Genomic DNA, 26,334 nt, shown 5'->3' with positions numbered 1-26,334 from the left:
GATGACGCCGATGCGAATCGCCGACGCGGACGGCGGGCCCGTGCTGGACGAACGGGTGCTGCTCGGCGCCCTGCCGCTGGCGTCCATGCCGGCGCGGGCGCTGGAACTGGGCTGCGGCACCGGGCGCCAGACCCGGCTGCTCGCCGCCGGCGGCCGCTTCGCCTCCATCCTGGCGCTGGAGGTCGACCGCATCCAGCACGACAAGAATCTGCTGGTCGACGACCTGCCCGGCGTGCGTTTCGCACTGGGCGGGGCGCAGCGGATTCCCGCGCCGGATGCCGGCGTGGACGCGGTCTTCCTGTTCAAGTCCCTGCACCACGTACCGCTCGACCTGCTGGGCCAGGCCTTCGCCGAGATGCACCGGGTGCTGGTGCCCGGTGGCCTGGTGTACATCTCGGAACCGGTGTTCGGCGGCGACTACAACGAGATCCTGCGCCTCTTCCACGACGAGGAGAAAGTGCGCGCGGCCGCCTTCGAGGCGACCCGTGCGGCCGTCGATGAGGGATTGTTCGAACTGGTGTCCCAGACCTTCTTCCGCGCGAAGGTGAAGTACAGGAGCTTTGCCGACTTCGAACGGAAGGCGATCCAGGTGACGCATACCGAGCATCGCCTGTCGCCCGCGCTGTACGCGCAGGTGCAGGCGACATTCGAGGCCCACCTGGGCCCGGACGGGGCGAACTTCCTGGCCCCGTTCCGGGTCGACCTGCTGCGCAAGGCGTGATCGTTTAGTCGACTGCCTTGACCATGGACTCGATCACCTTCTTCGCATCGCCGAACACCATCATCGTGTTCGGCTGGTAGAACAGGTCGTTGTCCAGGCCCGCATAGCCGGAGGCCATCGAGCGCTTGTTGACGATGATGCTCTTGGCTTTATAGGCTTCCAGGATCGGCATGCCGGCGATTGGCGATTTCGGATCCTTGGCGGCCGGGTTCACCACGTCGTTCGCGCCCAGCACCAGCACCACGTCGGTCTGGCCGAACTCGCCGTTGATGTCTTCCATCTCGGCCACCTGGTCGTAGGGCACCTCGGCCTCGGCCAGCAGCACGTTCATGTGGCCGGGCATGCGGCCCGCCACCGGGTGGATGGCGTAGCGCACCTGCACGCCGTGCTCGGTCAGCTTCTCGGCCAGTTCCTTCACCGAGTGCTGGGCGCGCGCCACCGCCAGGCCGTAGCCCGGCACGATGATCACGGATTCCGCGTTCTGCAGGATGAAGGCGGCGTCTTCGGGCGAGCCGGCCTTGACCGGACGCTGTTCCTTGGCGCCGCCGGCGCTGGAGTCCACCGCCTCGCCGCCGAAGCCGCCCAGGATCACGTTGAAGAAGGAGCGGTTCATCGCCTTGCACATGATGTACGAGAGGATGGCGCCGCTCGATCCCACCAGCGAACCGGCGATGATCAGCATCGAGTTGTTCAGCGAGAAGCCGATGCCGGCCGCCGCCCAGCCCGAATAGGAGTTCAGCATCGACACCACCACCGGCATGTCGGCGCCGCCGATCGGGATGATGATGAGTACGCCCAATACGAAGGACAGCACGGTCATCACGATATAGGGCGTCCAGGCCGCTGTATTACTTCCTCCGGTGCCGCTTGAAAAGCAGAACACCAGGCCCAGCGCGATGATGGCGATCGCCACCAGCAGGTTGATGATGTGCTGGCCCGGATAGCGCACCGGCGCGCCCTGGAACAGGCGGAACTTGTACTTGCCGGCGAGCTTGCCGAAGGCGATCACCGAGCCCGAGAAGGTGACGGCGCCCACGAAGGTGCCGATGAACAGTTCCAGCCGGTTGCCGAAGGGGAGCGCGGCGCCGCGTTCGGCGATATTGAAGGCCCAGGGCTCGGACACGGCGGCGATCGCGATGCAGACCGCGGCCAGGCCGATGAGGGAGTGCATGGCGGCCACCAGTTCCGGCATCTTGGTCATCTCGACCCGGCGCGCGGCAACGGTGCCGATGGCGCCGCCCACCACCACGCCCAGCAGCACCAGGCCGAAGCCCATGCCGCCCGTGCGGATCTGTTCCTGCAGCTTGAACATCAAAGCGATCGTGGTGACCACGGCAATCGCCATGCCGGTCATGCCGAAGGCATTGCCCATGCGCGCCGAGGACGGCGAGGACAGCCCTTTCAAGGCCTGGATGAAGCACACCGACGCCACCAGGTACAGCAGCGTCACCATATTCATGCTGATGAAATTCATGCTGCCTCCTTGGCACCGATGCCGTTGCCGGGCTTGTCGCCCGCGACGGCCTTGCTTGCCTTTGGCTCCTTCTTCTTGAACATCTCCAGCATGCGCTGGGTGACCAGGAAGCCGCCGAACACATTGACGGCCGCCAGCGCCACCGCGATGGTGCCCGCCACCTGGCCGGTGATGCCCTCGGTGAGGCCGGCCGCCAGCATGGCGCCGACGATGATGATGGCCGACACCGCGTTCGTCACCGCCATCAGCGGCGTGTGCAGGGCCGGCGTGACGGTCCACACCACGTGGTAGCCGACGTAGATCGCCAGCACGAAGATGATCAGGTTGATGATCGTGTGACTGATTTCCATGTTCTGCTCCTCCACTTATTTACGCAACACTTCGCCATCCGCGCACACCATCACGGCGCGCACGATCTCGTCCTCGCGGTCGATGGCGAGCTTGCCTTCCTTGTCGACGATGAGCTTCAGGAAGTCGAGCACGTTGCGCGCGTACAGGGCCGAGGCATCGGCCGCCACCAGGGCCGGCAGGTTGGGCTCGCCGATGATGGTCACGTCATATTTATTCACGGTCCGGCCCAGTTCCGTCAGCGGGCAGTTGCCGCCCTGCTCGATCGCCATGTCGACGATGACGGAGCCCGGCTTCATGGCCCGCACCGTGTCTTCCGAAATCAGCACCGGCGCCTTGCGGCCCGGGATCAGGGCGGTGGTAATGACGATGTCGGCGAGTTTGGCGCGTTCGTGCACCAGTTCGCCCTGGCGGCGCATCCAGTCGGCCGGCATCGGGCGCGCATAGCCGCCCACGCCCTGCGCGATCTCCTTCTCTTCGTCGGTCAGGAAAGGGACGTCGATGAATTTGGCGCCCAGCGACTCGACCTGCTCCTTGACCGGCGGGCGCACGTCGGAGGCCTCGATCACGGCGCCCAGGCGCTTGGCGGTGGCGATCGCCTGCAGGCCGGCCACGCCCACGCCCATGATCAGCACGCGCGCCGCCTTGACCGTGCCGGCGGCCGTCATCAGCATCGGCATGAAGCGTTGATAGGCATTCGCGGCCAGCATCACCGCTTTATAACCGGCGATGTTGGCTTGACTCGACAGCACGTCCATCGACTGCGCGCGCGTGATGCGCGGCGCGGCCTCCAGGGCGAAGGCGGTGAGGCGCTTGTCGGCCATCGCCGCCAGGTTCTCGGTATCGAAAGGGTTCAGCATGCCGATCAGCGCGGTGCCCGGGGCCATCAGGGTGCGCTCGTCCGCGTTCGGAGCGCGCACCTTCAGCACCAGCTCGGCCTGGAAGGCTTCCAGGGCGCTGCCGATGCGGGCGCCGGCGGCGGCATAGGCATCGTCGGTTACGGAAGCATGCAAGCCGGCGCCGGACTGCACGATGACTTCGTGCTGGGCTGCCAGCTTCTTGACGGTTTCGGGCGTTGCTGCGACGCGTGTCTCACCTGGCCTGGTTTCGGCCGGCACACCAATCTTCATCATGCCTCCGCAAAATTGATAAACTGTCTACAATCTAGCATGCAAAAGTCGACAAGAGCAGTTGTCAATACCGATCAGTGGTATTTCGTAAACAGACCGGCAATTTTCCTGCCCAACGTGTTACAGACCTAGGGATATCCCGCCGTTTTTTGTATCAAATCAAGCAAAAAGTCCGACCAGAACTGTTGCAATGCAGCGTGCGTGCAAGCAATGGCTGTGCCATCAAGGTAAAATGTCGGCACACTACAAGGACGCGCATGACCCATACCTTCAGACCATCAGTGACCGTCGCTGCGATCATTCAGCGCGATGACGGCCGCTTTCTGCTGATCGAAGAGGAAACCAGCGACGGCATCCGGCTGAACCAGCCGGCCGGCCACCTCGACCCGTTCGAATCGCTCGAACAGGCGGTGATCCGCGAGGCCATGGAAGAAACCGCCCACGAGTTCGTCCCCGAGGCGCTGGTCGGCATGTACATCTCGCGCTACCACTCGAAGTCGCGCGGCACCGACGTCACCTACCTGCGCTTCACCTTCTGCGGCAGGCCGGGCAGGCAATACGACCAGCCGCTCGACGCGGGCATCCTGCGCACCTTGTGGATGACGCGCGACGAACTGGCGGCCTGCCAGGAGCGCCACCGCAGCCCGATCGTGCTGAAGTGCGTGGACGACTACCTGGCCGGCAAGCGCACCGAGCTCGACCTGCTGTACACCGACCATACGGTATTCGATGGCGGTCTTTCAATCAAACCGGACGTAACGTAAGCATGAGCAAGAAAAAAGTCGTGATCGGGATGTCGGGCGGCGTCGACTCCTCGGTCGCGGCCTGGATGCTGAAGGAACAGGGCTATGAAGTCGTCGGCCTGTTCATGAAGAACTGGGAAGACGACGACGATTCCGAATACTGCTCGACGCGCCAGGACTGGATCGACGCGGCCAGCGTGGCCGACGTGGTCGGCGTCGACATCGAAGCCGTCAACTTTGCCGCCGAATACAAGGACCGCGTGTTCGCGGAATTCCTGCGCGAGTACCAGGCCGGCCGCACCCCGAACCCGGACGTGCTGTGCAACGCCGAGATCAAATTCAAGGCCTTCCTCGACCACGCCATGAAGCTGGGCGCCGACCTGATCGCGACCGGCCACTATGCGCGCGTGCGCCAGAACCCGGGGAGCGGCAAGTTCGAGCTGCTGAAGGCCTTCGATTCGACCAAGGACCAGAGCTACTTCCTGCACCGCCTGAACCAGGCGCAGCTCTCGAAAGCCCTGTTCCCGCTGGGTGAGATTCCCAAGACCGAGGTCCGCAAGATCGCCGAGAAGCTGCAGCTGCCGAATGCGGCCAAGAAGGACTCGACCGGCATCTGCTTCATCGGCGAGCGCCCCTTCCGCGAATTCCTGGGCCGCTACCTGCAGCACAAGCCGGGCCCGATCAAGCTGGACAACGGCCAGACGGTCGGCGAACACGTCGGCCTGTCCTTCTACACCCTGGGCCAGCGCAAGGGCATCGGCATCGGCGGCCTGAAGTCGCACAAGAACGCGGACGGCACCAGCGAGCCGTGGTTCGTGGCGCGCAAGGACATCGCCAGCAACACCCTCTACATCGTGCAGGGCCACGACCACCCCTGGCTGCTGTCCGCCGAACTGGGCGCGGGCCAGGCCAGCTGGATCGCCGGCGAAGCGCCCGCTCCACGCGCATTGTCCGCCAAGACCCGCTACCGCCAGGCCGACGTCGCCTGCAGCGTGGCGCCGGACGGCCTGGACCGCTTCAGCCTGCGCTTCGACGAGCCGCAATGGGCGGTGACGCCCGGGCAATCGGCGGTGCTGTATGACGGGGATGTTTGCTTGGGTGGTGGGATTATCGATAGCGCCACTGGCGTTTGATCCCGTACTCGTAGCCCGCGGCGTTTGATCGTCGTCCCCGCGAAGGCGTGGACGACGTTTACACATACGTGTCCGCAGTCGACTGTTGCATCCTTCCGCAAAATTTCACGATTTTTCGCCGCGCTTGCCATTTCTTCATCGAACTGCGCGCCGAAATATCGTAATCTTCACCAATGTTGCCGCACGGCAAATTTTGCACACAGGAGCAGCAATGGCTGAAGACACCAACAACGCGACAGAAGTGCTGTCGTTCCGGCTGGGCGCGGAAGAATATGCGCTCAGCATCCTCAAGGTCCAGGAAATCCGCGGCTACGACAACGTCACCCGCATCGCCAGCGCGCCGGACTACCTGAAGGGCGTGGTCAACCTGCGCGGCATCATCGTGCCGATCGTCGACATGCGCATCAAGTTCAATGTCGGCAACCCGACCTAYGACGCGTTCACCGTGGTGATCGTCCTGAACATCAACGGCCACACGATCGGCATGGTGGTCGACAGCGTGTCGGACGTCGTGACCCTGACGCCGGACCAGATCAAGGCCGCGCCGGACCTGGGCGCCAGCGTCGCCGCAGAATACCTGCAGGGCCTGGGCACCGTCGGCGAGCGCATGCTGATCCTGCTCGACATCGACAAGCTGCTCAGCTCCGAAGACATGGGCCTGCTGGCCGCCGCACGGTCCGCCGCCTGACAGTACTGCCTCCCACGGCCGCGGCATGCGCCGCGGCTGTCTGCCTCATCCCGCTTCACCTCCAACAACATCATGAATTTCAGTAATTTCAAACTGCGCACCCGCCTTGCGCTGGGCTTCGGCATCATCTGCGCCATGCTGATCGTCGTTCTCGTGCTGGCCGTGACCATGCTCGGCCGCGTCAACCAGGGTGCCCGCGACATCGTGCAGCAACGCATGCCGAAGATCGAGGCGGCGACCTCGATCCTCGACCAGACCAACAACATCTCGGTGGCGCTGCGCAACCAGATGCTCAACGACGATCCGGCCGACCGCAAGCTGCAGACCGCCAACGTGATGAAGGCGCGCGCCACGATCCAGTCCATCCTCGACGGCTACCACGCCGAGACCACCGCAGGCGCGGAGCGCGAGCTGGCCAACCAGACCGCCGAGCACAACGCCACGTTCGTCAAGGACCAGGACGAGCTGCTCAAGCGCATCGGCGCCGGCGACATCGATGGCGCCAAGGCTTACCTGACCAGCGAATTCCGCCCCCTGCTGCTGGCCTACAAGAAGGTCCTGAACGAGCAGATCAAGCTGCAGAAGACCGCCGTGGCGGCGGCCAGCGACAACGCCGAACTCACTTATTCGGAAACCCGCACGCTGATGATCGGCCTGGGCCTGGCCATCCTGGCGGTGGCGGGCGTCATCGCCTGGCGCATCTCGGTATCGATCGCGGTGCCGGTCGCGCGTGCGCTGGAGGTGGCGAATACCGTCGCCGCCGGCGACCTCACCAGCCGCATCGACGTGACCACCCGCGACGAGATGGGCCAGCTGCTGCAGGCCCTGAAGGCGATGAACGAAAGCCTGGCGCGCACCGTGCGGACCGTGCGCAGCGGCACCGACACCATCGCCACCGCCTCCGGCGAAGTGGCGGCCGGCAGCCTGGACCTGTCCTCGCGCACCGAGCAGCAGGCCAGCTCGCTGGAGGAGACGGCGTCGTCGATGGAAGAGCTGACCTCGACCGTCAAGCAGAACGCCGACAACGCGCGCCAGGCCAATGTGCTGGCGGAATCGGCCTCGAACGTGGCGGCGCGCGGCGGCGCCGTGATCGAGCAGGTGGTCGGCACCATGCGCGAGATCCACGATGCCTCCGGCAAGATCGCCGACATCATCGGCGTCATCGACGGCATCGCCTTCCAGACCAATATCCTGGCGCTGAACGCGGCGGTGGAAGCGGCGCGCGCCGGCGAACAGGGCCGCGGCTTCGCGGTCGTCGCCGGCGAGGTCCGCAACCTGGCCCAGCGCTCCGCCGCCGCGGCGCGCGAGATCAAGGCCCTGATCGTGGATTCGACCGGCAAGGTCGAGAACGGCAGCAAGCTGGTCGGCGAAGCCGGCAGCACCATGCGCGACATCGTCGACGGCGTGCGCCGCGTGACCGACATCATGAGCGAGATCACCGCCGCCAGCCACGAGCAGAGCAGCGGCATCGAGCAGATCAACCGGGCGATCGCACAGATGGATGAAGTCACCCAGCAGAATGCGGCGCTGGTGGAGCAGACCTCGGCGGCCGCCGAAGCGATGCAGGACCAGGCGGCGCGCCTGGCGCAGGCGGTGAGTGTGTTCAAGGTGGAGGGCGCGGCGCAGGCCGTGGCGCCGACGCTTTCCAGGCCGCTGAAGCGCGTGGAAACGCCGAAGCTGGCGCAGGCGGCTAAGCCGGCGCAGCGCAAGGAGCCGGTGGCGGGGGAGTGGGAAGCGTTTTAACTAAAACGAGTTCGATAAGCACGAACTCCGGAAGCTCGGCATGGGTCCCCGCTTTCGCGGGAACGACGTTCATGTAGCCCGATGCTGCCTGACGATATTCAGCACCGTAGTGCGAATGGTCCGCAGCACGGTCTCCGCCTTGAAGGGCTTGACGATGAAGCCCTGCACCCCGCGCGTCAGCGCGGCCTGCACCGCGGGTGCGTCGAGGGTGCCGGAAACCATGAAGATCAGTGTTTTCGGCAGATGGGTGCGCAGTTGCTCGACCACGTCGTTGCCGTCCTCGACCTGCTCGCGCGCGATGCAGAAGATGTGCGGGCGGTGCTTCTGCGCCAGCGCGTAGCCGAGCAGGCTGGTATGGGTCTGGCCGGCCACTTCGTAGCCGCCGTCGGTCAGCACGGTGTTGAGCAGGCCGCGCGAGATCGCGTTCGAATCGACAATCACTGCCTTGAGCATCATGGTTTTCCTGTCCTTCCTCAGTTGGCGTCCCACGCCAGCATCTTCCAGCTCACCCCGAGCCTGACGTCGGTCTTCAGGTCGACCAGCTTGCGCGAGACCTCGAGGATCTCGCGCTCGGCGCGCAGGCGCTCGCCCAGCGGGGTCTTGAGGATGCCGGCGCCGGCCATTACCGCGTCCAGGTCGCCGTAGGCGTTCAGCAGGCGCGCCGCGGTCTTCATGCCGATCTTGGAGACGCCCGGCACGCCGTCGGTCGGGTCGCCCATCAGCGCCAGCAGATCATGGATGCGCTCGGGCGCCACGCCGAACTTGTTGCGCACCCAGGCGTCGTCGTGCCACTCGCCCTTGAAATGGTCCCACACCAGGGCGCCATGGGCGATCAGGGCGTGCAGGTCCTTGTCGGTGGTGGCGACCACCGCATCTCCCCGGCCCTCCGACAGCCAGCGCATGACGCCGGTGGCGATCACGTCGTCGGCCTCGACCTCGGGAATCATGAGCGCGTGCAGGCCGGCCGCGCGCAGGCGCTCGTGGAATTCCGGCAGCGCATTGCGCAGGTCCGAGGGCATCGGCGCCCGTCCCTCGCGGTAACGCGGATACAGGGCGTGGCGCCAGGTCTGGCCGCCGTAGTCGAAGGCCGCCAGCACGTGGGTCGGCGCATGCGCCTCCAGCAGCTTGCGGAAGGACGAGAAGGCGTGGCGCAGGGCGATGCTGGCCTTCAGGTCGGAGTCCGGCTCCGGACTGGCCTCGTAGACCCGGCGGACGATGTTCAGGCCATCGATGGCCAGCAGCTTTGCCATACTCTCTTACTTGACGAAATCGTACTTCCCGCCCCGTTCGAGCGCGCGCCGGTAGGCCGGACGCGCGTGGATGCGTTCGAGGAAGCCGCTCAGCTTCGGATACTTGCCGTCCAGCCCACCGCGCGCGGCGGCCGCCTCCAGCGGGAAGCTGACCTGGATGTCGGCGGCCGAGAACGCGTCGCCGGCAAACCAGTCGCGCTCCGCCAGCTCGCCCTCGAGGAAGGCCAGGTGCTGGCGGATCTGCGGCAGCACGAAGCTGTCCTTGACCCGGTTGGCGATGGCGCGCGCGATCGGGCGCACGAAGAAGGGCGCCGGCGAATTCTCAACGCGGTCGAACACCAGCTTGAGCAGCAGCGGCGGCATCGCCGATCCTTCCGCATAGTGCAGGAAATAGGTGTAGCGCAGGCGCTCGGGCGTATCGGGCTTCGGTTCCAGGCGGCCGTTGCCGTAACGCCCGACCAGGTATTCGATGATGGCGCCGGACTCGGCCACGATGGTGTCGCCATCCTGGACCACCGGCGATTTTCCCAGCGGGTGCACGGCGCGCAGCTCCGGCGGCGCCAGCATCGTCTTCGGGTCGCGCTGGTATTTTTTGATCTCGTACTCCAGGCCGAGTTCCTCCAGCAGCCACAGGATGCGCTGGGAGCGGGAGTTGTTCAGGTGGTGGACGATGATCATCGGCTGGCCGCGGTCGGGAAAATGGCGCTAGCTTAACATTTTGCCTCGCAATTGCGTACCGCTCCCCGCTTGGGTAATATGCTTGAATGCAACTTTTAACAATCCAGGAGACCCTCGATGCCGCGCCCCAGCCTGCCGACCCTGTCCATTCTTCCCCTGCTGTTCGCGGCGCTCGGCGGCACGGCCATGGCCCAGACGCCGGCGATGGCGCCCGACATCCCGTCCGACAAATTCTCGATCACGCTCCCGAATGCCGACTACGTGAAGCGGGAGGTGATGATCCCGATGCGCGATGGCGTCAAGCTGCACACCGTGATCGTGATCCCGAAGGGAGTCAGCCACGCCCCGATCATGCTGACCCGCACGCCGTATAACGCCTCCGGCCGCACCGCCCGCATGAAGAGCCCGCACATCACCTCGCTGCTGGGCGACGGCGACGATGCCTTCATCGAGAACGGCTATATCCGCGTGTTCCAGGACGTGCGCGGCAAGTACGGCTCGGAAGGCGACTACGTGATGACGCGTCCGGTGCGCGGCCCGCTGAACAATACCCAGGTCGACCACAGCACCGATGCCTGGGACACCATCGACTGGCTGGTCAAGAACGTCAAGGAATCGAACGGCAAGGTCGGCATGGTCGGCTCGTCCTACGAGGGCTTCACGGTGCTGATGGCGCTGGTCGAACCGCACCCGGCGCTGAAGGCGGCAGTGCCGATGAGCCCCATGGTCGACGGCTGGCGCGGCGACGACTGGTTCCACAACGGCGCCTTCCGCAATACCAACCTGGCCTATATCGCCGGCCAGAACGCGGCGCGCGGCAAGGGCGAGGAGATCGTCACCGGCATCCACGACGACTACGACGCCTTCCTGCGCGCCGGTTCGACCGCGGACTACGCCCACATCTACGGCGTCGACCAGCTGAACTTCACGAAGAAGATCTTCGAGCATCCGGCCTACGACAGCTACTGGCAGGAGCAGGCGCTGGACCGCATCCTGGCGAAGAAACCCCTGACCGTGCCGACCATGACCGTGGTCGGCCGCTGGGACCAGGAAGACATCTACGGCGCCTACGCGACCTATGCCGCGGTGGAGCCGAAGGACAAGGACAACAAGCTGAATTCGCTGGTGGTCGGTCCATGGCGCCACAGCGGCGTGAATTACGATGGCTCCTCGCTGGGCGCCCTGAAGTTCACCGGCGACACCGCCCGCCAGTTCCGCCGCGAAGTCATGCTGCCCTTCTTTGACCAGTACCTGAAGGATGGCGCCCCGGCCTTCGACACCCCGCCCGTATGGAGCTACCAGACCGGCGTGAACCGCTGGCGCCGCCTGGAGCAGTGGCCGCTGGTCCCGAGTTCGACCGCGCTGTACCTGAAGCCGGGCTTCGGTCTCGGCTTCGGCAAGGATGAGATGCGAAGCGATGCCAAGGGCGCGGCCTTCGACGAATACGTGTCCGATCCGGCGAAACCGGTGCCCTTCGTGCCGCGTCCGGTGCGCATGGGCGAAGGCACGGTCTGGAAGCCCTGGCTGGTGACCGACCAGCGTTCGTATTCCGACCGCCCGGACGTGCTGACCTATGTGAGCGAACCGTTGAGCAAGCCCCTGGAACTGGCCGGCGAGCCGATGGTGAACCTGTTCGCCTCGACGTCCGGCACCGACAGCGACTGGGTGGTCAAGCTGATCGACGTGTATCCGGACGAGGTCGCGGCCCAGCCGGAGATGGGCGGCTACCAGCTGCCGATCGCGATGGACATCCTGCGCGGCCGCTACCGCCAGGGCTTCGACAAACCGGCGGCGATCCCGGCCAACAAGGCCGAGCGCTACCGCTTCGCACTGCCGAACGTCGACCACGTCTTCCTGCCGGGCCACCGCATCATGGTGCAGATCCAGTCCAGCTGGTTCCCGCTGTACGACCGCAACCCGCAGACCTTCGTGCCCAACATTTTCCATGCCAGGGCGGGCGACTTCCGCAAGGCGACCCAGCGGGTCTACCACGCGCCGGGCATGGAAAGCGCGATCGAACTGCCGGTCGTTTCGGCTGGGAAATAAACACTGCCGAGCCGGCCAGCCCTTGTGGCCGGCCGGCGACATTGTGTCAACCGGACAGGGCTTCCTTAACAAACACGTGTAGGCTGAACCCCGCATTTCATTTACCGCGGGGTCGTCCCGCACCATGCGAGGTCCACCATGAAGCACCTGTTGTCCGCCACCGCACTGCTGCTTGGCAGTGCGCTCGCCCATGCCCAGTCGGCCCACTGGACCTTCACCTACACCGGCTTCTACGACCATGAAGCCGCGGTCTTCCTGCCCGGCATGCAGATCTCCGGTTCCTTCACCGGCACCGACCTGAACGCCGACGGCGTGCTCGAACTCGGCGAGCTGAATTCGCTGACCATCGGCTCGATGGACTACATCGCCTGCGGCACCAGGAGCAATGCCTACTACCACTGCGGGGCCGACAGCTTCGTGTTCTCGCCCGACAAGGGACTGTCCTTCAGCCTGGGCGAATACGGCAGCGACCCCGAGGGCTGGCGCGGCGGCGGCCACCTGATCGAGTCCGGCAAGATGAGCTACGAATACCAGTTCGATCCTTACACCACCACCGAGCACCACCTGTACTGGACCGAGGGCACGGTCCTGAGCATGATGTCGGCCTCGCCGGTGACGCCGGTGCCGGAGGCGCCTGCGTGGGCGATGCTGGCGGCGGGGCTTGGGGCCGTGGGTTTGTGGCGCCGGCGGCCTGCGAAGTTTGCGTTCTTAGTCCGTCAGTAATGGTAGCGGCAGGAGATGATAACAAGCTCTTCATCCTGCACTTCGTAGACCAGGCGGTTTGTCTCGTCTATCCGGCGCGACCAGCAGCCGCTCAGGCTGTGTTTCAGGGCCTCGGGCTTGCCGATCCCTTCGAACGGGCTTCTCTGCGCGTCCTTGATCAGATCATTGATACGTTTGAGTGTCTTCCGATCTTGCGTTTGCCAATAGATGTAGCTGTTCCAGGCTTCATCCGTGAACTTCAGGTTTCGCATGATGCGCCTCTTCGGCTTCCAGAGTATCGATCAGTTCCCGGGAATGAGCCTGGCCGGAACGGGCTTGGGCGAGGGACTTGGCAAGATGCGCGGCGTTTGCCGGAGAGCTCAGCAGGTGCACTGTTTCCATGAGGCTGCTGTAGTAATCGAAGGACATGACAACGGCATCGGGAGCATCACGGCGCGAGATTACCGTTACGTCTGCATCTTCGACCACTTGATCGATCACAGTACGAAGGCTGTTACGCGCGTCGGAAAAGTTGACGATTCTCATTTGCCATCTCCAGAAAAATATTGACTTGTACAATATATAGTACAACTCCAAGTATAGCGCAAATAGCCTGGATCGCAAGCGAGCCCGATCACGGTTCGTCAACGTACCGAGTCATCCTCGCCGCTCGCCTACCATCGCAGGCATGGGCAACATCTACATCGGCATCTCGGGCTGGCGTTACGCCCCCTGGCGCGGGGTGTTCTATCCGCCGGGTCTGGTCCAGGCGCGCGAGCTAAGCGGCCTGGTATGCGGCCACGCCGCCCGGCTTCGTGTTCGCGGTGAAGGGCAACCGCTTCCTCATCCACATGCTCAAGCTGCGCGGGATCGAGACGCCGCTTGCCAACGTGCTGGCCTCGGGCGCCGCCACGATGCCAAGATGACGGGACGTTCGCTGCTGGAGATCGACGCCGTACGCCCGCTGCGCCACGCGATCGAGGTGCGCCACGAGAGCTTCCACGACGAGGCCTTCATCGCCCTGCTGCGCAGGTACAAGGTGGCGCTGGTGGTGGCGGACACCGCGGGCGAGCGAAGGGAAGCAGCCGGAGGATGCGCGGCTGGTGTCTTCGATACCGCCGCCGAAGGCCGGGAGCCGGGATGTGTACTGCTACTTCGACAACGACATCAAGGTGCGGGCGCCGTTCGATGCGAAGCGCTTGATGGCATTGCTGGACGTGGAATGGCGGCCTGCGGCCTAGAAATGGTGGATCTAGCGCTTCACATGCACCTGGATGATCTTGCGCCCCTGCGCATCCTGCTCCGGCATCGGCTCCGTTTCGCAAGTCCCGCAGGTATCGCAGCCGCTGCCGCAGCCCGCGTCCTTGTCGAGCCAGCGCGCCAGCAGGCCGCGGCCAGAGCCGTCCGAGAACTTGTAGACGATCTTGCGGCGCCAGGACAGCGGCAGGTATTTGCCCGCCGCGTACAGCGCCGCGAGCAGCACGATCATGCCGACGACCAGATACTGGACCATTTCAGCTCCCCAGCGCCCAGCGCGCGACGTGGTAGGTGATGAAGGAAGCCGTGTAGGCCAGCGCGAACATGTAGCCAGCCATCAGGAAGGCGTAGCGGATGCTGCCGGTCTCGCGGCGCACGACGGACAGGGTCGACAGGCACTGCGGCGCGAACACGTACCAGGCCAGCAGCGACAGCGCGGTCGCCAGGCTCCAGGAATGGGCGATCAGCGGCGCCAGCGAGGTGGCGACGTCGTCGCCGCCGCTGGACAGCGCGTACACGGTGCCGAGCGCGCCGACCGCGACTTCGCGCGCGGCCATGCCGGGCACCAGCGCGATGCAGATCTGCCAGCCGAAGCCGATCGGCTCGAAGACCACCGCCAGGGCGCGTCCCAGCATGCCGGCCACGCTGTAGTAGATCGGCGGATGGGTCGCCCCTTCCGGCGCGCCCGGGAAGCTCGACAGGAACCAGACCAGCACCATCAGGGTCAGGATCACGGTGCCGACGCGGGTCACGAAGATCTTCGCGCGTTCCCACAGGCCCAGGGCCAGGTTCTGCAGGTGGGGCCAGTGGTAGGCCGGCAGTTCCAGCATCAGCGGGTGATGACCCTTGGCGCGCGCGGCGCGCTTGAAGAACCAGGCCACGCCCATCGCGCTGACGATGCCGGCCGCGTACAGCAGGAACAGCACCAGGCCCTGCAGGTTGATGCCGGCGCCGAGCTGGCGGTTCGGGATGAAGGCCGCGATCACCAGCGCATACACCGGCAGGCGCGCCGAGCAGGTCATCAGCGGCGCGATCATGATCGTCACCAGGCGGTCGCGCGGGTTCTGGATCGTGCGCGCCGCCATCACGCCGGGGATCGCGCAGGCGAAGGAAGACAGCAGCGGAATGAAGGCGCGTCCGGACAGGCCGACGCCGCCCATCAGGCGGTCGAGCAGGAAGGCCGCGCGCGGCAAGTAGCCGCAGTCCTCGAGGATCAGGATGAAGAAGAACAGGATCAGGATCTGCGGCAGGAACACCAGCACGCTGCCGACGCCGCCGAAGATACCCTCGACGATCAGGCTGCGCAGCGGGCCTTCGGCCATGCTGGAACCGATCCAGCGGCCGAGTCCCTCGACGCCGTTCTTGATCAGGTCCATCGGCACGGCGGCCCAGCTGAACACGGCCTGGAACACCAGGAACATCAGCGCGGCCAGGATCACGGGACCGAGCACCGGATGCAGCACGACCCGGTCGATCTGCTCGGAGAGGTTGCCGGTGTCCTTGTCGAAGCTGACGCAGGCCCCGATGATGCGGCGCACCTCGCGCTGGGTCTCCTCGACCGGCACGGCGTCGATCGCGGAAAGCGCGCGCGGCTTGACCGGCGCGTCGAAGGACAGCGCTTCGAGCGCTTTCAGCAGGCCTTTCTCGCCGCCGGACTGCACGGCCACGGTCTCGACCACCGGCATGCCCAGCTCTTGCGACAGTTTTCCGGTGTCGATCTCGATGCCGCGCTTGTTGGCGACGTCGACCATGTTCAGGGCCAGCACCATCGGCAGGCCCAGGCGCTGGATCTCGAGCACCAGGCGCAGGTTCAGGCGCAGGTTGGTGGCGTTGACGACGCACACCACGGCGTCCGGCGACTGTTCGCCGGCGCGCAGGCCGGCCACCACGTCGCGCGTGATGGCTTCGTCGGGGGTGTGGGCGGACAGGCTGTAGGCACCCGGCAGGTCGAGCACGCGCATGGCGCGACCGCCCGGCAGGGTGAAACTGCCTTCCTTGCGTTCGATGGTGACGCCGGCGTAGTTCGCGACCTTCTGCCGCGCGCCGGTGAGGCGGTTGAACAGCGCGGTCTTGCCGCAGTTCGGATTACCCAGCAGGGCGATGAGCGGCGCCCTGGCCGCTGCCTGGACCTGCTGTTCTACTGCTCCCATGTATATATGGCCTTATTCCGGCTGGATCGAGATCAGCGCCGCTTCGAAACGGCGCAGGGCGAAAGTGGACTGGCCGACCTTCACCGCCACTGGGCCGCCGGGCAGGCCGCCCTTCAGCATGCGGATTCGTTCGCCGGGGACGAAGCCGAGCTCCAGCAGGCGGCGCGAGACGTCGGCGCCATCGCCACCATGGCTGGGGGCGAGATGGATCACGGTGGCGCTCTGGCCCGCCTTCAAGGCGTCGAGCGTGGTCAAGGTCGTTGCAAGAGTCATGATGTCGCTTCCAATCGAATTCGGCTGCAGCGCTGATGAGACATGTGAGCATCATAAACCTAAATGCGAATTATTTCTATTTGCGATTTGTCTACTTGTGTTCACTCTGCCTCGATTACGCGACAAAACGCTTGCATTCAGGCTTCGACTTCGGGAGAATACAAAACATAATGAGAATGATTCGCATTATAGACCAAACAACACCGGAATAAAGACCATGATCGTCTGCGTCTGCAACAACATCTCCGACCGTGAAATCCGCCAGGCCGTCGAAATGGGCCTGACCTCGATGTCCGACCTGTACAAAGAGCTCGGCGTCGGCACCTGCTGCGGCAAATGCGTCAGCTATGCCCGCGAGGTGATGAACGAACACCTGGAATCGACCACCACGGTCACCGAGCTGCGCCGCACCCCGGTGGCCGGCCTGGCCGCCTGATTTTTCCGAATCGTCCCGGCCGTCGCCGCGCCTGCGGCGCCAGCGACGCCGGTCCAGTTTTACAAGCGCCATGACCTCATAGCAAAGCGTGGGATTGCCGCACACATATCGATGCGCGAAGCGGCCGATGCGCGGCGCGTCCTGATAACATGGTGCTTCCGAAGCAGCCATCTCGCCTGTCTTATGCCCGTCATCCCGTTTCGCAATCCGAGGACGCCGCCGCCCCCGTTTACGGTTCAACCGCCTCCCACGCCTTCGCGCCGCGCCGTCGCCGTCAAGTGGCTGCGCAAGATGCATGGCTGGATCGGCCTGTGGGGCGCCGTGCTCGGCCTGCTGTTCGGCAGCACCGGCATCCTCCTGAACCACCGCGCGGTGCTGAAGATTCCCGCCGCGCAAACCCAGGAAAGCACGGTGCAGGTGCCCCTGCCCGACCCGGCCCCGGCCGACCCGCAGGCGCTGGCCGCCTGGCTGAAATCCTCGCTCAAGCTCGCCCCCGATCCGGCGCGCGTGAAACTCGATCCGGCCCGCACCGTGGCCTGGGGCGACCGCACCCTGGTCCAGCCGGCGCGCTGGAGCGCCAGTTTTACGTCCCCCTCCGGGGCGGTAGCGGCCGAGTACTGGGTCGGCAACAACTACGTGACCCTGAAACGCACCGAGAACAATGTCTTCGCCACCCTCACCAACCTGCACAAGGGCGTGGGCATGAGCGTGGGCTGGATCCTGCTGGTGGACACGCTGGCCGGTTCGATCATCCTGCTGTCGCTGTCCGGGGTGGTGTTGTGGGCGCTCACCAACCGCAGGCGCACGGTGGGCATCGCGATCGCCTCGGTTTCGCTGCTGCTGGCCGGCGGCGTGGCGCTGGCATCGATATAAGGATGGCGGGCCCGCGGTTTGCTATGATGCCGATATCACGTCAACAATAAGGGCACTCCATGAAGGGCGATCCGAACATCATCCGCGCACTCAATGCGCAGCTGACCAACGAACTCACCGCGGTCAACCAGTACTTCCTGCATGCGCGCATGTACAAGCACTGGGGCTTCACCCGTCTCGGCAAGAAGGAATACGACGAGTCGATCGGCGAGATGAAGCATGCGGACCGGCTGATCGACCGCATCCTGATGCTGGACGGCCTGCCCAACCTGCAGGCCCTGCACAAGCTGCTGATCGGCGAGTCGACCCAGGAAATGCTGGAATGCGACCTCAAGCTCGAGCGCGCCGCCCAGCAGACCATCAAGGACGGCATCGCCGCCTGCGAGACCGTGCGCGACTACGTCTCGCGCGACCTGCTGCTGGACATCCTCGAAGATACCGAGGAGCACATCGAGTGGCTGGAAACCCAGCTCGACCTGATCGTCAAGGTGGGTATCCAGAACTACCTGCAGTCGCAGATGGGCGACGTCAGCGAGGAGTAAACGCCGACGCCGAAGCGGCAGCCGGGTCGCGCCAGCGCGTGACCCATTTGTCGTAGAAGTTCAGGTCACGCGGCACCGCGCCGGCGACCGCGCAGATCGCGCCGGCGAATTCGTTGGCGCGCGCCAGGGTCAGTTCGAGCGGCCAGCCGCGCATGCGGCCCAGCAGGAAGATCGCCGAGAAGGCGTCGCCCGCCCCCACCGTGTCGATCACGAAGGGCGGCGCCGGGTTGTCGCGGTTGGCGATCAGGCCGCCGTCCGCCAGGAACACCACCGAGCCGCGGTGGCCCAGGGTCACGATCAGGGTTTCCAGGCCGAAGCGGTCCATCAGCGCGCGGCAGGCCGCGTGCACTTCCTCGGTGGCCAGCGGCGCATCGCTCGGGCCGATCTGGAAATACCACTGGAACAGCGCCTGCAATTCCTCTTCATTGACCTTGACGATGTCGGCCGCCTCGAGCGAACGCGTGACGGTGCTTTCCTCGTACTGGCCGGGACGCAGGTTGAGGTCGAGGTAGCGCTTGGCCGGCGTTGCGTCGAGCACGGCGGCCAGGGCGGCGCGCGAACGCTGTTCGCGCTGGGCCAGGGTGCCGAAGTAGACGATGCCGGCATCGGCGTTCGCCAGGCTGGCGGCGGCGGCGGCGGCGTCGATGAAGTCGTAGGCCTGGCGCGGCAGGATGCGGAAGCGGTGGCCCTGGCCGCTCCTTTCGACCACCACGCGGCCGGTTTCCTCCATCGGGTCGTGCTGCAGGCCGGCGTCGCTCATCGCGAAACGCTCGAACTCGCCGCGCACGGCTTGGCCGTTGCGGTCGCGGCCGATGCGGGTGATCATCAGGCTTGGGGCCATGAAGGCGGCCAGGTGGCGCGCGACGTTGAAGGGCGCGCCGCCCACCACCTGCTCGGTCGGGAATTCGTCGACCAGGGCTTCGCCGAACACGACCGTGGTCGGCGCGGATGCGCTCAGTCGCGAGTCCACTGCCGGGCCCACTGCGGCGCTCACGAGGCGATAACCGGCACGGTGTCCTTGAAGGACTGGCGTTCCGACAGCTTGTCGAACAGGCGCGCCAGGTTCGGGTGCTCGCCGCGCCAGTCGATGGCGGGGAAGCGCAGGGACAGCCAGCCCAGCACGCAGCCGACCGCGACGTCGGCCAGGGTGTAGTGGATCCCCATGCAGAACGGCTGCTCGCCGAGGTTGTCGGACATGACCTGCAGGCCCTTGCTGACCTTGCCCATCTGGCGCTCGATCCAGGCCTGGCTCTGCAGCTCGGCGGGGCGCTGGGTGCGCTCCAGGTAGGCCAGCACGGCCGCATCGCCGACGCCGTCGGCCAGCGCTTCCCAGACCTTGACGTCGGCGCGGTCGCGGCTGTTGGCGGGCAGCAGTTTGCACACCGGGGTCAGCGTGTCCAGGTACTCGGCGATCACGCGCGAGTCGTACATCGCGCTGCCGTCTTCCATCACCAGGCAGGGCACCTTGCCGAGCGGGTTGGTGGCGCTGATCTTCGTATCGGCCGACCAGACGTTGTCGAGCTCGAACACATAGTCGAGCTTCTTCTCTGCCAACACGACGCGCACCTTGCGCACATAAGGACTCGTGACGGAACCGATGAGTTTCATAAATGCTCAGATTAGGGGACTGACTGACAGTATAGCATCGGGCAATGACCGGATAATGGCGTGGGAAAGGCGTGCAACGCTGTCCACATTCGGCTTGACAAACCCGGTTCGCGCAGGCTCCCGATGGTAAAATCGCGCTTTTGCACTCATCCCCGCCCGCCATGACCTCTACCGCCTCCTCCTCCACCCTGTCGGCCCTGTCCCCGCTGGACGGCCGCTACGCCGCCAAGACCGACAAGCTGCGTCCGATCCTGTCGGAAGCCGGCTTCATGCACCACCGCGTGAAGGTGGAGATCGCCTGGCTGCAGGCACTGTCGCAGGCCGGCTTTGCCGAACTCAAGCCATTCTCGCCCGAGGCGAACGCCCTGCTCGACAAGCTGGCCGCCGACTTCTCGGAGCTTGATGCCGCCCGTATCAAGGAAATCGAAGCCGTCACCAACCACGACGTCAAGGCCGTCGAGTACTGGCTGAAGGAAAAGGTCAAGGACGTGCCGGAACTGGTCGCGGCCAGCGAGTTCATCCACTTCGCCTGCACCTCGGAAGACATCAACAACACCTCGCACGGCATGATGCTGAAAGCGGCGCGCGACGGCGTGATGCTGCCGGCCCTGCAATCCATCATCGCCAGGCTGACCGAGATCGCCCACGTCAACGCCGACCTGCCGATGCTGTCCCGCACCCACGGCCAGACCGCCAGCCCGACCACCCTCGGCAAGGAATTCGCCAACGTGGTCGCGCGCCTGCAGCGTGCCGTCAAGCGCATCGAAGGCGTCGAGATCCTCGGCAAGATGAATGGCGCGGTCGGCAACTACAACGCGCACCTGGCAGCCTACCCGGGCTTCGACTGGCCGGCGTTCAGCAAGAACGTGATCGAACAGCGGCTGGGCCTGACCTTCAACCCCTACACCATCCAGATCGAGCCGCACGACTACATGGCCGAGCTGTTCGACGCGATCTCGCGCACCAATACGATTTTGCTCGACCTGAACCGCGACATCTGGACCTATGTCTCGCTGGGYTACTTCAAGCAGAAGCTGAAGGCCGGCGAAATCGGTTCGTCGACCATGCCGCACAAGGTCAACCCGATCGACTTCGAGAACTCGGAAGGCAACCTGGGCCTGGCCAATTCGGTGCTGCGCCACATGGCCGACAAGCTGCCGGTCTCGCGCATGCAGCGCGACCTGACCGACTCGACCGTCCTGCGCAATATCGGCGTCGGCTTCGGCTACGCCCTGCTGGCCTACGACAGCTGCCTGCGCGGCCTGAACAAGCTAGAAGTGAACCCGCTGCGCCTGGAGCAGGACCTGGACGCCAACTGGGAAGTGCTGGCCGAGCCGGTGCAGACCGTGATGCGCCGCTACGGCATCGAGAACCCCTACGAGCAGCTGAAGGAACTCACCCGCGGCAAGGGCATCACCCGCGAAGCGCTGCAGGAGTTCATCGGCAAGCTGGCCATGCCGCAGGAAGCCAAGGCCCTGCTGCTGGCGATGACCCCGGCCAACTACACCGGCCTCGCGGCCCAGCTGGCCAAGGCGATCTGAGTGTTTCCGGCCCCGTCAGCGGGGCCGGATAAGGTGTTTTTGACAGATCTCGAGGACGGCATCGACGCACTGTTCGATGCTGTCCCTGGCGGTATGCAGCTCCAGCTCCGGCGCCGCCGGCGCCTCGTAGGGCGATGAGATGCCGCTGAATTCCTTCACTTCCCCCGCCCGTGCGCGCCGGTACAAGCCCTTGACGTCGCGCCGTTCGCAGTCGGCCACGCTGGCGTTGCAATAGATCTCGAAAAAGTGTCCCTCCGGCAGCAGCCGGCGCGCCCGCTCGCGGTCCTGCGCAAACGGCGAGATCAGCGCCGTCAGCACGATCGCGCCCGATTGCGCGAACAGGGACGCCACCTCGCCCACCCGGCGAATGTTCTCGTGCCGGTCCGCGTTCGAAAAGCCGAGGTCGCTGCACAGGCCCTGGCGCAGCCTGTCGCCGTCCAGCACGAAGGTGCGGCAGCCGAGCGCGTGCAGACGCCGCTCGACGCTGCTGGCCAGGGTCGACTTGCCCGAGCCGGACAGGCCGGTGAACCACAGCACCGCCGGCGCGTGGCCGTGCAGGCGTTCGCGTTCGCGCGGATCGATCAGCGCTGCCACACCAGCTTCACGCCGACGCTGCGTCCCACTTCGCTGCGGAACTGGGACACGCCGTATTCGCCGTGGCTGCCGTTCAGGTTGTTGCCGATGACGGACAGCTCCATGCCCGGCGCGAAACGCCACCCGAAGCGCAGGTCGAGCGCATTGTAGGCCGGCACTGCAGGCCGTCCGGTGGCGCCGACGTGGCGCACCGCCAGTTCGAGCTCGCGCGCGCTGTCGAAGGCATAACTGGAGCGCAGCTGGGCCGTGTAGGCCGGATCGGTGCCGGTGGTCGCCACGCTGCCGGCGTCGACGCTGCCGGGCTTCAGCGTGAAGCGCTCGTGCAGCGCCGTCAGGCCGCCCGACAGGCGCCAGGCATCGCTCATCTGGTAGCTGCCCCAGGCTTCGAGGCCATGCGCCCGGCCTTCCATCAGGTTGCCGAATTCGATCGTGCCGGCGGGCGTGATGTCCTGGGTGCGCAGGTGGTCGTACAGGTTGCGGAAGGCCGTGACCGAATACGACATCCGCTGTCCGACCTGGCCGCGGTAGCCGAGTTCGAACACGCGCGCCACTTCGGAGCGCACCCGCGGACCGCCGGCCAGCAGATAGGGCGGCGCGCCGGGGACGTAGGCGTCGACGTCCAGGCGCGACGGTGCGCGCACGGTGCGCGAATAGCCGGCCCACAGCGAGTGCGCCGGCGAGACCCGCCAGGACAGGCGCAGGGTCGGCAGGAATTCGGCGCCGGTATAGGGGTTGCGCTCATAGCGCGCGCCGGCCGTCAGGCGCAGGTCGTCGCGCAGCGCCATCTCATCCTGGGCGAACAGGCTGGCCCAGGGCTGGCGGTCGCTGGCCGGCAGGAAGGCGACGAAGCGGCTGTTGTCGACCTTGTCCCAGCTGTAGCGGTACTCGCCGCCCCACACGATGCTGTGCATGCCCCACTCGGGGAGCGAGTGCTGGAGCTGGAGGTCGGCGATGTCGACCGAATCCGTGAAGGTGGGCGGCACCTGGCGGTAGCGGTGATCGACATAGGCCTGGGCGCTGAGGCTGCCGCCGCCTTCGAGCGCATGCTCCCAGCGTCCGGTCAGGTTGGCGCCGCGCGTGATGATGTCGTCGACCCCGACGCTGGCGCCCGGCGCGGCGATGGCGCCCGGCGCCGGCTGGCCCTGGCGGCCGCGCCAGGCGTTGCCGTTGAGGCTGATACGGTCCTGGCCGCGCTCCCAGTCGGAACGGAAGCCGACCTGGCCCTGGTCCCAGGCGTCGTCGATCGGCGCACCGCTGGCGAGTTCGCTGTGACCCAGGCCGAACACCTTGCCGTACACCCGCCAACTGTGTTCCGGACCGCCCGCGCCGTGGCGGAAGGCGGCTTGCGCGCCGTCGCTGTCGCCGCGCAGCACCAGCAGGTCGCCGCGGGTATCGGCCGCATGGCGGGTGGTGATGTTGATGACGCCGTTCACGGCATTCACGCCCCACAGCGTGCCGCCGGGGCCGCTGATCACCTCGATGCGTTCGATGTCTTCCAGCATGACGTCGGGCTCGTCCCAGAACACGCCCGAGAACAGCGGCGAATACACGGAACGGCCGTCGATCATCACCAGCAGCTTGTTGGCGGGGCTGTTGCTGGAGCCGTTCATGCCGCGCGCGGAGATGTAGTAACCGGTGTTATTCGAGCGCGCCACTTCCAGGTTGGGCGCCAGGCGCAGTGCTTCGGCCAGGCTGCGGCTGCCGGAACGGCGGATGTCGTCGGCGGTGATCACGAACACCGAGGCCGGCGCGTCCTGCAGGCGTTCCGGCCGCTTGGACACCGACGTCACCTCGATGTTCGCCAGTTCCTCGATCGACAGGTCGGCGAATTCGGCCTGGCGCTCGCCGCCCGTACGCTCGCTCGACTGTTCGCCCGCATGCGCGCAGGTGGCCAGGGCCACGCCCAGCAAAAGGAGGGGCAGGCGGAGCGCAAACGGCGCCCGGCCGGGAGCGGACGACATCATAAGGTGTTCGAGGAAATATTCATGGCCGACAATTATCATTGATAAATCGGTCAAGTCAACATTTTACCTTCGTCATGCCCTCATCCGATGGGAGCTTTTTCCGATTGTTCCGCCAGCTGAACAATGTTATCCGTTTTGCTGGCTTCCTGGCGCCCCATGGAATTGTTAAAGTACGGAATCAATACACCAGCTATTTTGTTAAGATCTTGTTTCCGACAAGAATATTTTCCGGAGTCAAACATGTACGAGCAGCAGCGGCAGGAGCAGAAGTCTTACACCACGACCGCGATCGCGCTTCACTGGCTGATCGCCGTGCTGATCGTGGGCGCCTTCACGCTCGGCCTGGTGATGACGGACATCCCGGGCTTTTCGCCGACCAAGCTGCGCTACTACTCCTGGCACAAATGGGCCGGCGTGACCGTGCTGCTGCTGGCCGCCCTGCGCCTGCTGTGGCGCCTGAAGAACCGTCCGCCGGCGCTCGCGGCATCGATGCCGGCCTGGCAGCAAAGCGCGGCCCATGGCCTGCACCACCTGCTCTACCTGTTCATGTTCGCCGTGCCCGTCTCGGGCTACCTGTATACCTTGGCGGCCGGCGTCCCGGTCAAGTACTTCGGCCTGTTCCAGCTGCCGGTGTTCTACGCCAAGAATCCGGCCCTGGCCGACATCCTCAAGCCAATGCACTACTGGCTGAACATGGCCATGGCGGCCCTGGTCGCCCTGCACCTGCTGGCCGCCCTGAAGCACCAGATCCTCGACCGCGACGGCACCATGCGCCGCATGCTGCCCGGTCGTTCCATTTGAAGGAGAAAGCATGAAAACCACCTCTTCCCTGGCCGGCATCCTCCTCGGCGTCGCCCTGGCCGCGAACGCCGCGCCGCTCAAGACCGACGTCGCCCACAGCAGCGTTTCGGCCGTGTTCAAGCAGATGGATGTGCCGGTCGAATCCAGTTTCAAACGATTCGACGCCCGGATCGACTACGACGCCGCGCACCCGGACAAGGCCAGCGCACGGGTCGACATCGACACCGCCAGCTTCGACATGGGCCAGGCCGACTACAACAAGGAAATCGCGAAGAAGGAGTGGTTCAACTCGGCCCAGTTCCCGAAGGCGACCTTCGTCTCGTCGTCGATCAAGCCGGCAGGCAGCAACAAGCTGACCGTCACCGGCAAGCTGACCATCAAGGGCAAGACCGCCGAGGTCAGCTTCCCGCTCAACGTGAAGCCCGAAGGCGGCAGGCAGGTATTCGAAGGCCAGCTGCCGATCAAGCGCCGCGCCTTCAACGTCGGCGAAGGCGAGTGGCAGGACACCAGCATCGTCGCCGACGACATCGTCATCAAGTTCCGCGTCGCCGCGGGTTAATTAGCAGCAGTTAATAGGCAGCATCCACACTAACGAAGGAAACCCGTCACATGAAACTGAAGCACCTGAGCATCGCCCTCCTGGCCGCAGCATTCGCAAGCAGCGCCTTCGCCGCCGACAGCTACAAGATCGACCCGAGCCACACCTACCCGAGCTTCGAAGCCGACCACTTCGGCGGCCTGTCGGTCTGGCGCGGCAAGTTCAACAAGACCGACGGCGGCATCGTGCTGGACCGCGCGGCCAAGACCGGCACCGTCGACATCGTCATCGACGCCAACAGCATCGACTTCGGCAACGACAAGCTGAACGAGCACGCCAAGAAGGCGGAGATGTTCGACGTCGCCAAGTTCCCGACCGCGACCTACAAGGGCAAGCTGGTATTCAACGGCGACACCCCGGCAACGGTCGACGGCGAACTGACCCTGCACGGCGTGACCAAGCCGGTCACCCTCACCGTCAACAAGTTCAAGTGCATCATCAACCCGATGCTGAAGAAGGAAGTGTGCGGCGCCGACGCCTCGGCCACCTTCAAGCGCAGCGACTTCGGCGTGAGCTACGGCGAATCCTTCGGCTTCAATATGGACGTCAAGCTGGCGATCCAGGTCGAAGCGGTCAAGCAGTAATTTTTGACCGGACGTAAAAAAAACCTCGGCGCCGCAAGGCCCCGAGGTTTTTTATCGTTCAAGGAAAATTAACGGCCGTCGCGATCCAGGTCACCCGGCATGGCGCGCTCGACGCGATCCCAGGCTGCACGGCTGGCCGACTTGGCCTGCTCCCACGACAGGCGCGAATGGCCTTTCACGCGATCCCATTCATCGGCYATGTGCGGCTCGGCCAGGTCGTAGGACGGGTAGCGGCGGGCATTGTTGTAGCCCAGCGCATAGGCCGGCGAGTAGTCGTCGTAGCTGTAGCCCGGCGAGTAGAACGGCTGGGTCTGGTAGTTGGTGCGCCAGTAGTTGTCTTCCTCGGTCGGGTTGACCAGGTGGCCGGCGCCCTTGCCGGCCATGCCGCCGGCGATGCCGCCGATGGCCGCGCCGGCCGCCATGCCGACCGGACCGCCGACCGCGCCCAGCGCCGCAC

The 26,334-nt window shown here is 65.4% G+C and carries 29 protein-coding genes and 2 pseudogenes; 15 read left to right on the top strand and 16 right to left on the bottom strand.

Annotated features, from left to right (window positions below; genetic code table 11):
* The first annotated feature begins 10 nt into the window (after nucleotides 1–10).
* Nucleotides 11–721: a class I SAM-dependent methyltransferase gene (locus AC1DIX_RS07420; RefSeq protein WP_477323234.1), complete on the top strand. Its 711-nt coding sequence runs from the start codon at nucleotides 11–13 to the stop codon at nucleotides 719–721.
* 4 nt (nucleotides 722–725) lie between these two features.
* Here the strand turns inward: AC1DIX_RS07420 and AC1DIX_RS07415 are convergent, their stop codons facing one another.
* The 3 genes from AC1DIX_RS07415 to AC1DIX_RS07405 are packed head-to-tail and all read right to left on the bottom strand — an operon-like array spanning nucleotide 726 to nucleotide 3,673.
* Nucleotides 726–2,195: an NAD(P)(+) transhydrogenase (Re/Si-specific) subunit beta gene (locus AC1DIX_RS07415; RefSeq protein WP_477323232.1), complete on the bottom strand. Its 1,470-nt coding sequence runs from the start codon at nucleotides 2,193–2,195 to the stop codon at nucleotides 726–728.
* Nucleotides 2,192–2,545, bottom strand: coding sequence for an NAD(P) transhydrogenase subunit alpha part 2 (locus AC1DIX_RS07410; protein ID WP_442122782.1), 354 nt, complete (start codon nucleotides 2,543–2,545; stop codon nucleotides 2,192–2,194). Before AC1DIX_RS07410 ends, AC1DIX_RS07415 begins: the two co-directional genes overlap by 4 nt.
* A 15-nt stretch (nucleotides 2,546–2,560) precedes the next feature.
* A complete protein-coding gene (locus tag AC1DIX_RS07405; RefSeq protein WP_477323381.1) occupies nucleotides 2,561–3,673 on the bottom strand; it encodes a Re/Si-specific NAD(P)(+) transhydrogenase subunit alpha in 1,113 nt (370 codons plus the stop codon).
* A gap of 257 nt (nucleotides 3,674–3,930) precedes the next feature.
* Here AC1DIX_RS07405 and AC1DIX_RS07400 point away from each other — a divergent pair, with 257 nt between their 5' ends.
* The 4 genes from AC1DIX_RS07400 (at nucleotide 3,931) to AC1DIX_RS07385 (ending at nucleotide 7,980) form a co-directional block, all read left to right on the top strand.
* Nucleotides 3,931–4,437: an NUDIX hydrolase gene (locus tag AC1DIX_RS07400; RefSeq protein WP_477323230.1), complete on the top strand. Its 507-nt coding sequence runs from the start codon at nucleotides 3,931–3,933 to the stop codon at nucleotides 4,435–4,437.
* Nucleotides 4,438–4,439: 2 nt separating this feature from the next.
* Entirely contained in the window at nucleotides 4,440–5,549 is a 1,110-nt protein-coding gene (gene mnmA / locus AC1DIX_RS07395; RefSeq protein WP_477323228.1) for a tRNA 2-thiouridine(34) synthase MnmA, read from the top strand.
* A 211-nt stretch (nucleotides 5,550–5,760) separates the two neighbouring features.
* A complete protein-coding gene (locus tag AC1DIX_RS07390) occupies nucleotides 5,761–6,237 on the top strand; it encodes a chemotaxis protein CheW (RefSeq protein WP_442122779.1) in 477 nt (158 codons plus the stop codon).
* A gap of 72 nt (nucleotides 6,238–6,309) precedes the next feature.
* Nucleotides 6,310–7,980 carry a methyl-accepting chemotaxis protein gene (locus tag AC1DIX_RS07385; protein ID WP_477323226.1) on the top strand — a complete coding sequence of 557 codons (1,671 nt, stop codon included), beginning with the start codon at nucleotides 6,310–6,312 and terminating at the stop codon, nucleotides 7,978–7,980.
* A gap of 69 nt (nucleotides 7,981–8,049) precedes the next feature.
* Here the strand turns inward: AC1DIX_RS07385 and AC1DIX_RS07380 are convergent, their stop codons facing one another.
* The 3 genes from AC1DIX_RS07380 to AC1DIX_RS07370 are packed head-to-tail and all read right to left on the bottom strand — an operon-like array spanning nucleotide 8,050 to nucleotide 9,908.
* A complete protein-coding gene (locus AC1DIX_RS07380) occupies nucleotides 8,050–8,436 on the bottom strand; it encodes an ANTAR domain-containing response regulator (protein ID WP_477323224.1) in 387 nt (128 codons plus the stop codon).
* 17 nt (nucleotides 8,437–8,453) lie between these two features.
* Entirely contained in the window at nucleotides 8,454–9,230 is a 777-nt protein-coding gene (locus tag AC1DIX_RS07375; RefSeq protein ID WP_442122776.1) for a 5'-3' exonuclease, read from the bottom strand.
* A 6-nt stretch (nucleotides 9,231–9,236) separates the two neighbouring features.
* A complete protein-coding gene (locus AC1DIX_RS07370; RefSeq protein WP_477323222.1) occupies nucleotides 9,237–9,908 on the bottom strand; it encodes a glutathione S-transferase in 672 nt (223 codons plus the stop codon).
* Between the two features lie 117 nt (nucleotides 9,909–10,025).
* Between AC1DIX_RS07370 and AC1DIX_RS07365 the strand changes: the two genes are divergently transcribed.
* Both AC1DIX_RS07365 and AC1DIX_RS07360 read left to right on the top strand, forming a co-directional pair.
* On the top strand, nucleotides 10,026–11,954 hold the full coding sequence (locus tag AC1DIX_RS07365) for a CocE/NonD family hydrolase (RefSeq protein ID WP_442122774.1): 1,929 nt from the start codon (nucleotides 10,026–10,028) through the stop codon (nucleotides 11,952–11,954).
* Between the two features lie 138 nt (nucleotides 11,955–12,092).
* Nucleotides 12,093–12,677: a hypothetical protein gene (locus AC1DIX_RS07360; protein WP_477251656.1), complete on the top strand. Its 585-nt coding sequence runs from the start codon at nucleotides 12,093–12,095 to the stop codon at nucleotides 12,675–12,677.
* Here AC1DIX_RS07360 and AC1DIX_RS07355 read toward each other — a convergent pair.
* Nucleotides 12,671–12,928 carry a Txe/YoeB family addiction module toxin gene (locus AC1DIX_RS07355; RefSeq protein WP_442122772.1) on the bottom strand — a complete coding sequence of 86 codons (258 nt, stop codon included), beginning with the start codon at nucleotides 12,926–12,928 and terminating at the stop codon, nucleotides 12,671–12,673. The genes AC1DIX_RS07360 and AC1DIX_RS07355 overlap by 7 nt on opposite strands.
* A complete protein-coding gene (locus AC1DIX_RS07350) occupies nucleotides 12,903–13,202 on the bottom strand; it encodes a type II toxin-antitoxin system Phd/YefM family antitoxin (protein WP_477323220.1) in 300 nt (99 codons plus the stop codon). Before AC1DIX_RS07350 ends, AC1DIX_RS07355 begins: the two co-directional genes overlap by 26 nt.
* A gap of 142 nt (nucleotides 13,203–13,344) precedes the next feature.
* Between AC1DIX_RS07350 and AC1DIX_RS07345 the strand changes: the two are divergent.
* A pseudogene (locus AC1DIX_RS07345) lies at nucleotides 13,345–13,897 on the top strand (DUF72 domain-containing protein).
* 11 nt (nucleotides 13,898–13,908) lie between these two features.
* On the opposite strand, the gene AC1DIX_RS07340 reads toward AC1DIX_RS07345, so the two are convergent.
* From AC1DIX_RS07340 to AC1DIX_RS07330, 3 genes are read right to left on the bottom strand one after another with little or no spacing between them, the layout of a single operon-like run.
* Nucleotides 13,909–14,169 (bottom strand): DUF6587 family protein, encoded by a 261-nt coding sequence (locus AC1DIX_RS07340; RefSeq protein WP_442122770.1) that lies wholly within the window; start codon nucleotides 14,167–14,169, stop codon nucleotides 13,909–13,911.
* 1 nt (nucleotide 14,170) lies between these two features.
* Entirely contained in the window at nucleotides 14,171–16,063 is a 1,893-nt protein-coding gene (gene feoB / locus AC1DIX_RS07335) for a ferrous iron transporter B (RefSeq protein WP_442122769.1), read from the bottom strand.
* 12 nt (nucleotides 16,064–16,075) lie between these two features.
* On the bottom strand, nucleotides 16,076–16,336 hold the full coding sequence (locus tag AC1DIX_RS07330; RefSeq protein ID WP_477323217.1) for a FeoA family protein: 261 nt from the start codon (nucleotides 16,334–16,336) through the stop codon (nucleotides 16,076–16,078).
* A 217-nt stretch (nucleotides 16,337–16,553) separates the two neighbouring features.
* On the opposite strand from AC1DIX_RS07330, the gene AC1DIX_RS07325 reads away from it, so the two are divergent.
* From AC1DIX_RS07325 to bfr, 3 genes are all read left to right on the top strand, one after another.
* A complete protein-coding gene (locus AC1DIX_RS07325; protein WP_477323215.1) occupies nucleotides 16,554–16,772 on the top strand; it encodes a (2Fe-2S)-binding protein in 219 nt (72 codons plus the stop codon).
* A 183-nt stretch (nucleotides 16,773–16,955) separates the two neighbouring features.
* On the top strand, nucleotides 16,956–17,645 hold the full coding sequence (locus AC1DIX_RS07320; protein WP_477323213.1) for a PepSY-associated TM helix domain-containing protein: 690 nt from the start codon (nucleotides 16,956–16,958) through the stop codon (nucleotides 17,643–17,645).
* Between the two features lie 59 nt (nucleotides 17,646–17,704).
* Nucleotides 17,705–18,187, top strand: a complete 483-nt coding sequence (gene bfr, locus AC1DIX_RS07315; RefSeq protein WP_442122765.1) for a bacterioferritin — start codon at nucleotides 17,705–17,707, stop codon at nucleotides 18,185–18,187.
* Here bfr and AC1DIX_RS07310 read toward each other — a convergent pair.
* Both AC1DIX_RS07310 and AC1DIX_RS07305 read right to left on the bottom strand, forming a co-directional pair.
* Nucleotides 18,174–19,157 carry a PfkB family carbohydrate kinase gene (locus AC1DIX_RS07310; RefSeq protein WP_477323211.1) on the bottom strand — a complete coding sequence of 328 codons (984 nt, stop codon included), beginning with the start codon at nucleotides 19,155–19,157 and terminating at the stop codon, nucleotides 18,174–18,176. The two genes, bfr and AC1DIX_RS07310, sit on opposite strands and share 14 nt — an antisense overlap.
* Nucleotides 19,158–19,177: 20 nt before the next feature.
* Complete coding sequence (locus tag AC1DIX_RS07305; protein WP_477251663.1) at nucleotides 19,178–19,795, bottom strand: glutathione S-transferase N-terminal domain-containing protein; 618 nt, start codon at nucleotides 19,793–19,795, stop codon at nucleotides 19,178–19,180.
* 161 nt (nucleotides 19,796–19,956) lie between these two features.
* Here AC1DIX_RS07305 and purB point away from each other — a divergent pair, with 161 nt between their 5' ends.
* Complete coding sequence (purB, locus tag AC1DIX_RS07300; protein ID WP_442122762.1) at nucleotides 19,957–21,336, top strand: adenylosuccinate lyase; 1,380 nt, start codon at nucleotides 19,957–19,959, stop codon at nucleotides 21,334–21,336.
* 15 nt (nucleotides 21,337–21,351) lie between these two features.
* On the opposite strand, the gene cysC is transcribed toward purB, so the two are convergent.
* Both cysC and AC1DIX_RS07290 read right to left on the bottom strand, forming a co-directional pair.
* Nucleotides 21,352–21,930: an adenylyl-sulfate kinase gene (cysC, locus tag AC1DIX_RS07295; protein WP_477323209.1), complete on the bottom strand. Its 579-nt coding sequence runs from the start codon at nucleotides 21,928–21,930 to the stop codon at nucleotides 21,352–21,354.
* Nucleotides 21,918–23,894: a TOL_0244 family TonB-dependent receptor gene (locus tag AC1DIX_RS07290; RefSeq protein WP_477323207.1), complete on the bottom strand. Its 1,977-nt coding sequence runs from the start codon at nucleotides 23,892–23,894 to the stop codon at nucleotides 21,918–21,920. The genes cysC and AC1DIX_RS07290 overlap by 13 nt, the downstream gene beginning before the upstream one ends.
* 240 nt (nucleotides 23,895–24,134) lie before the next feature.
* Between AC1DIX_RS07290 and AC1DIX_RS07285 the strand changes: the two genes are divergently transcribed.
* Genes AC1DIX_RS07285 through AC1DIX_RS07275 form a run of 3 tightly spaced genes read left to right on the top strand, consistent with a single transcriptional unit; the run spans nucleotide 24,135 to nucleotide 25,877 of the window.
* Nucleotides 24,135–24,695 carry a cytochrome b gene (locus AC1DIX_RS07285; RefSeq protein WP_477323205.1) on the top strand — a complete coding sequence of 187 codons (561 nt, stop codon included), beginning with the start codon at nucleotides 24,135–24,137 and terminating at the stop codon, nucleotides 24,693–24,695.
* Nucleotides 24,696–24,705: 10 nt separating this feature from the next.
* Nucleotides 24,706–25,254, top strand: coding sequence for a YceI family protein (locus AC1DIX_RS07280; RefSeq protein WP_442122758.1), 549 nt, complete (start codon nucleotides 24,706–24,708; stop codon nucleotides 25,252–25,254).
* Between the two features lie 50 nt (nucleotides 25,255–25,304).
* Nucleotides 25,305–25,877 (top strand): YceI family protein, encoded by a 573-nt coding sequence (locus AC1DIX_RS07275; RefSeq protein WP_442122757.1) that lies wholly within the window; start codon nucleotides 25,305–25,307, stop codon nucleotides 25,875–25,877.
* A gap of 68 nt (nucleotides 25,878–25,945) precedes the next feature.
* On the opposite strand, the pseudogene AC1DIX_RS07270 reads toward AC1DIX_RS07275, so the two are convergent.
* Nucleotides 25,946–26,334, bottom strand: a pseudogene (locus tag AC1DIX_RS07270) (hypothetical protein); the annotation flags it as partial.

Source organism: Massilia sp. 05N420 (assembly GCF_056397205.1).
This window is presented reverse-complemented; position numbering and strand designations above follow the sequence as displayed.

Bases quoted from the DNA above. Each gene is read 5' to 3' on its own strand.
- AC1DIX_RS07420 (WP_477323234.1), top strand. From the start codon at position 11: ATGCGAATCGCCGACGCGGACGGCGGGCCCGTGCTGGACGAACGGGTG.
- AC1DIX_RS07415 (WP_477323232.1), bottom strand. From the start codon at position 2,195: ATGAATTTCATCAGCATGAATATGGTGACGCTGCTGTACCTGGTGGCG.
- AC1DIX_RS07410 (WP_442122782.1), bottom strand. From the start codon at position 2,545: ATGGAAATCAGTCACACGATCATCAACCTGATCATCTTCGTGCTGGCG.
- AC1DIX_RS07405 (WP_477323381.1), bottom strand. From the start codon at position 3,673: ATGAAGATTGGTGTGCCGGCCGAAACCAGGCCAGGTGAGACACGCGTC.
- AC1DIX_RS07400 (WP_477323230.1), top strand. From the start codon at position 3,931: ATGACCCATACCTTCAGACCATCAGTGACCGTCGCTGCGATCATTCAG.
- mnmA (WP_477323228.1), top strand. From the start codon at position 4,440: ATGAGCAAGAAAAAAGTCGTGATCGGGATGTCGGGCGGCGTCGACTCC.
- AC1DIX_RS07385 (WP_477323226.1), top strand. From the start codon at position 6,310: ATGAATTTCAGTAATTTCAAACTGCGCACCCGCCTTGCGCTGGGCTTC.
- AC1DIX_RS07380 (WP_477323224.1), bottom strand. From the start codon at position 8,436: ATGATGCTCAAGGCAGTGATTGTCGATTCGAACGCGATCTCGCGCGGC.
- AC1DIX_RS07375 (WP_442122776.1), bottom strand. From the start codon at position 9,230: ATGGCAAAGCTGCTGGCCATCGATGGCCTGAACATCGTCCGCCGGGTC.
- AC1DIX_RS07370 (WP_477323222.1), bottom strand. From the start codon at position 9,908: ATGATCATCGTCCACCACCTGAACAACTCCCGCTCCCAGCGCATCCTG.
- AC1DIX_RS07365 (WP_442122774.1), top strand. From the start codon at position 10,026: ATGCCGCGCCCCAGCCTGCCGACCCTGTCCATTCTTCCCCTGCTGTTC.
- AC1DIX_RS07360 (WP_477251656.1), top strand. From the start codon at position 12,093: ATGAAGCACCTGTTGTCCGCCACCGCACTGCTGCTTGGCAGTGCGCTC.
- AC1DIX_RS07355 (WP_442122772.1), bottom strand. From the start codon at position 12,928: ATGCGAAACCTGAAGTTCACGGATGAAGCCTGGAACAGCTACATCTAT.
- AC1DIX_RS07350 (WP_477323220.1), bottom strand. From the start codon at position 13,202: ATGAGAATCGTCAACTTTTCCGACGCGCGTAACAGCCTTCGTACTGTG.
- AC1DIX_RS07340 (WP_442122770.1), bottom strand. From the start codon at position 14,169: ATGGTCCAGTATCTGGTCGTCGGCATGATCGTGCTGCTCGCGGCGCTG.
- feoB (WP_442122769.1), bottom strand. From the start codon at position 16,063: ATGGGAGCAGTAGAACAGCAGGTCCAGGCAGCGGCCAGGGCGCCGCTC.
- AC1DIX_RS07330 (WP_477323217.1), bottom strand. From the start codon at position 16,336: ATGACTCTTGCAACGACCTTGACCACGCTCGACGCCTTGAAGGCGGGC.
- AC1DIX_RS07325 (WP_477323215.1), top strand. From the start codon at position 16,554: ATGATCGTCTGCGTCTGCAACAACATCTCCGACCGTGAAATCCGCCAG.
- AC1DIX_RS07320 (WP_477323213.1), top strand. From the start codon at position 16,956: ATGCCCGTCATCCCGTTTCGCAATCCGAGGACGCCGCCGCCCCCGTTT.
- bfr (WP_442122765.1), top strand. From the start codon at position 17,705: ATGAAGGGCGATCCGAACATCATCCGCGCACTCAATGCGCAGCTGACC.
- AC1DIX_RS07305 (WP_477251663.1), bottom strand. From the start codon at position 19,795: ATGAAACTCATCGGTTCCGTCACGAGTCCTTATGTGCGCAAGGTGCGC.
- AC1DIX_RS07290 (WP_477323207.1), bottom strand. From the start codon at position 23,894: ATGATGTCGTCCGCTCCCGGCCGGGCGCCGTTTGCGCTCCGCCTGCCC.
- AC1DIX_RS07285 (WP_477323205.1), top strand. From the start codon at position 24,135: ATGTACGAGCAGCAGCGGCAGGAGCAGAAGTCTTACACCACGACCGCG.
- AC1DIX_RS07280 (WP_442122758.1), top strand. From the start codon at position 24,706: ATGAAAACCACCTCTTCCCTGGCCGGCATCCTCCTCGGCGTCGCCCTG.
- AC1DIX_RS07275 (WP_442122757.1), top strand. From the start codon at position 25,305: ATGAAACTGAAGCACCTGAGCATCGCCCTCCTGGCCGCAGCATTCGCA.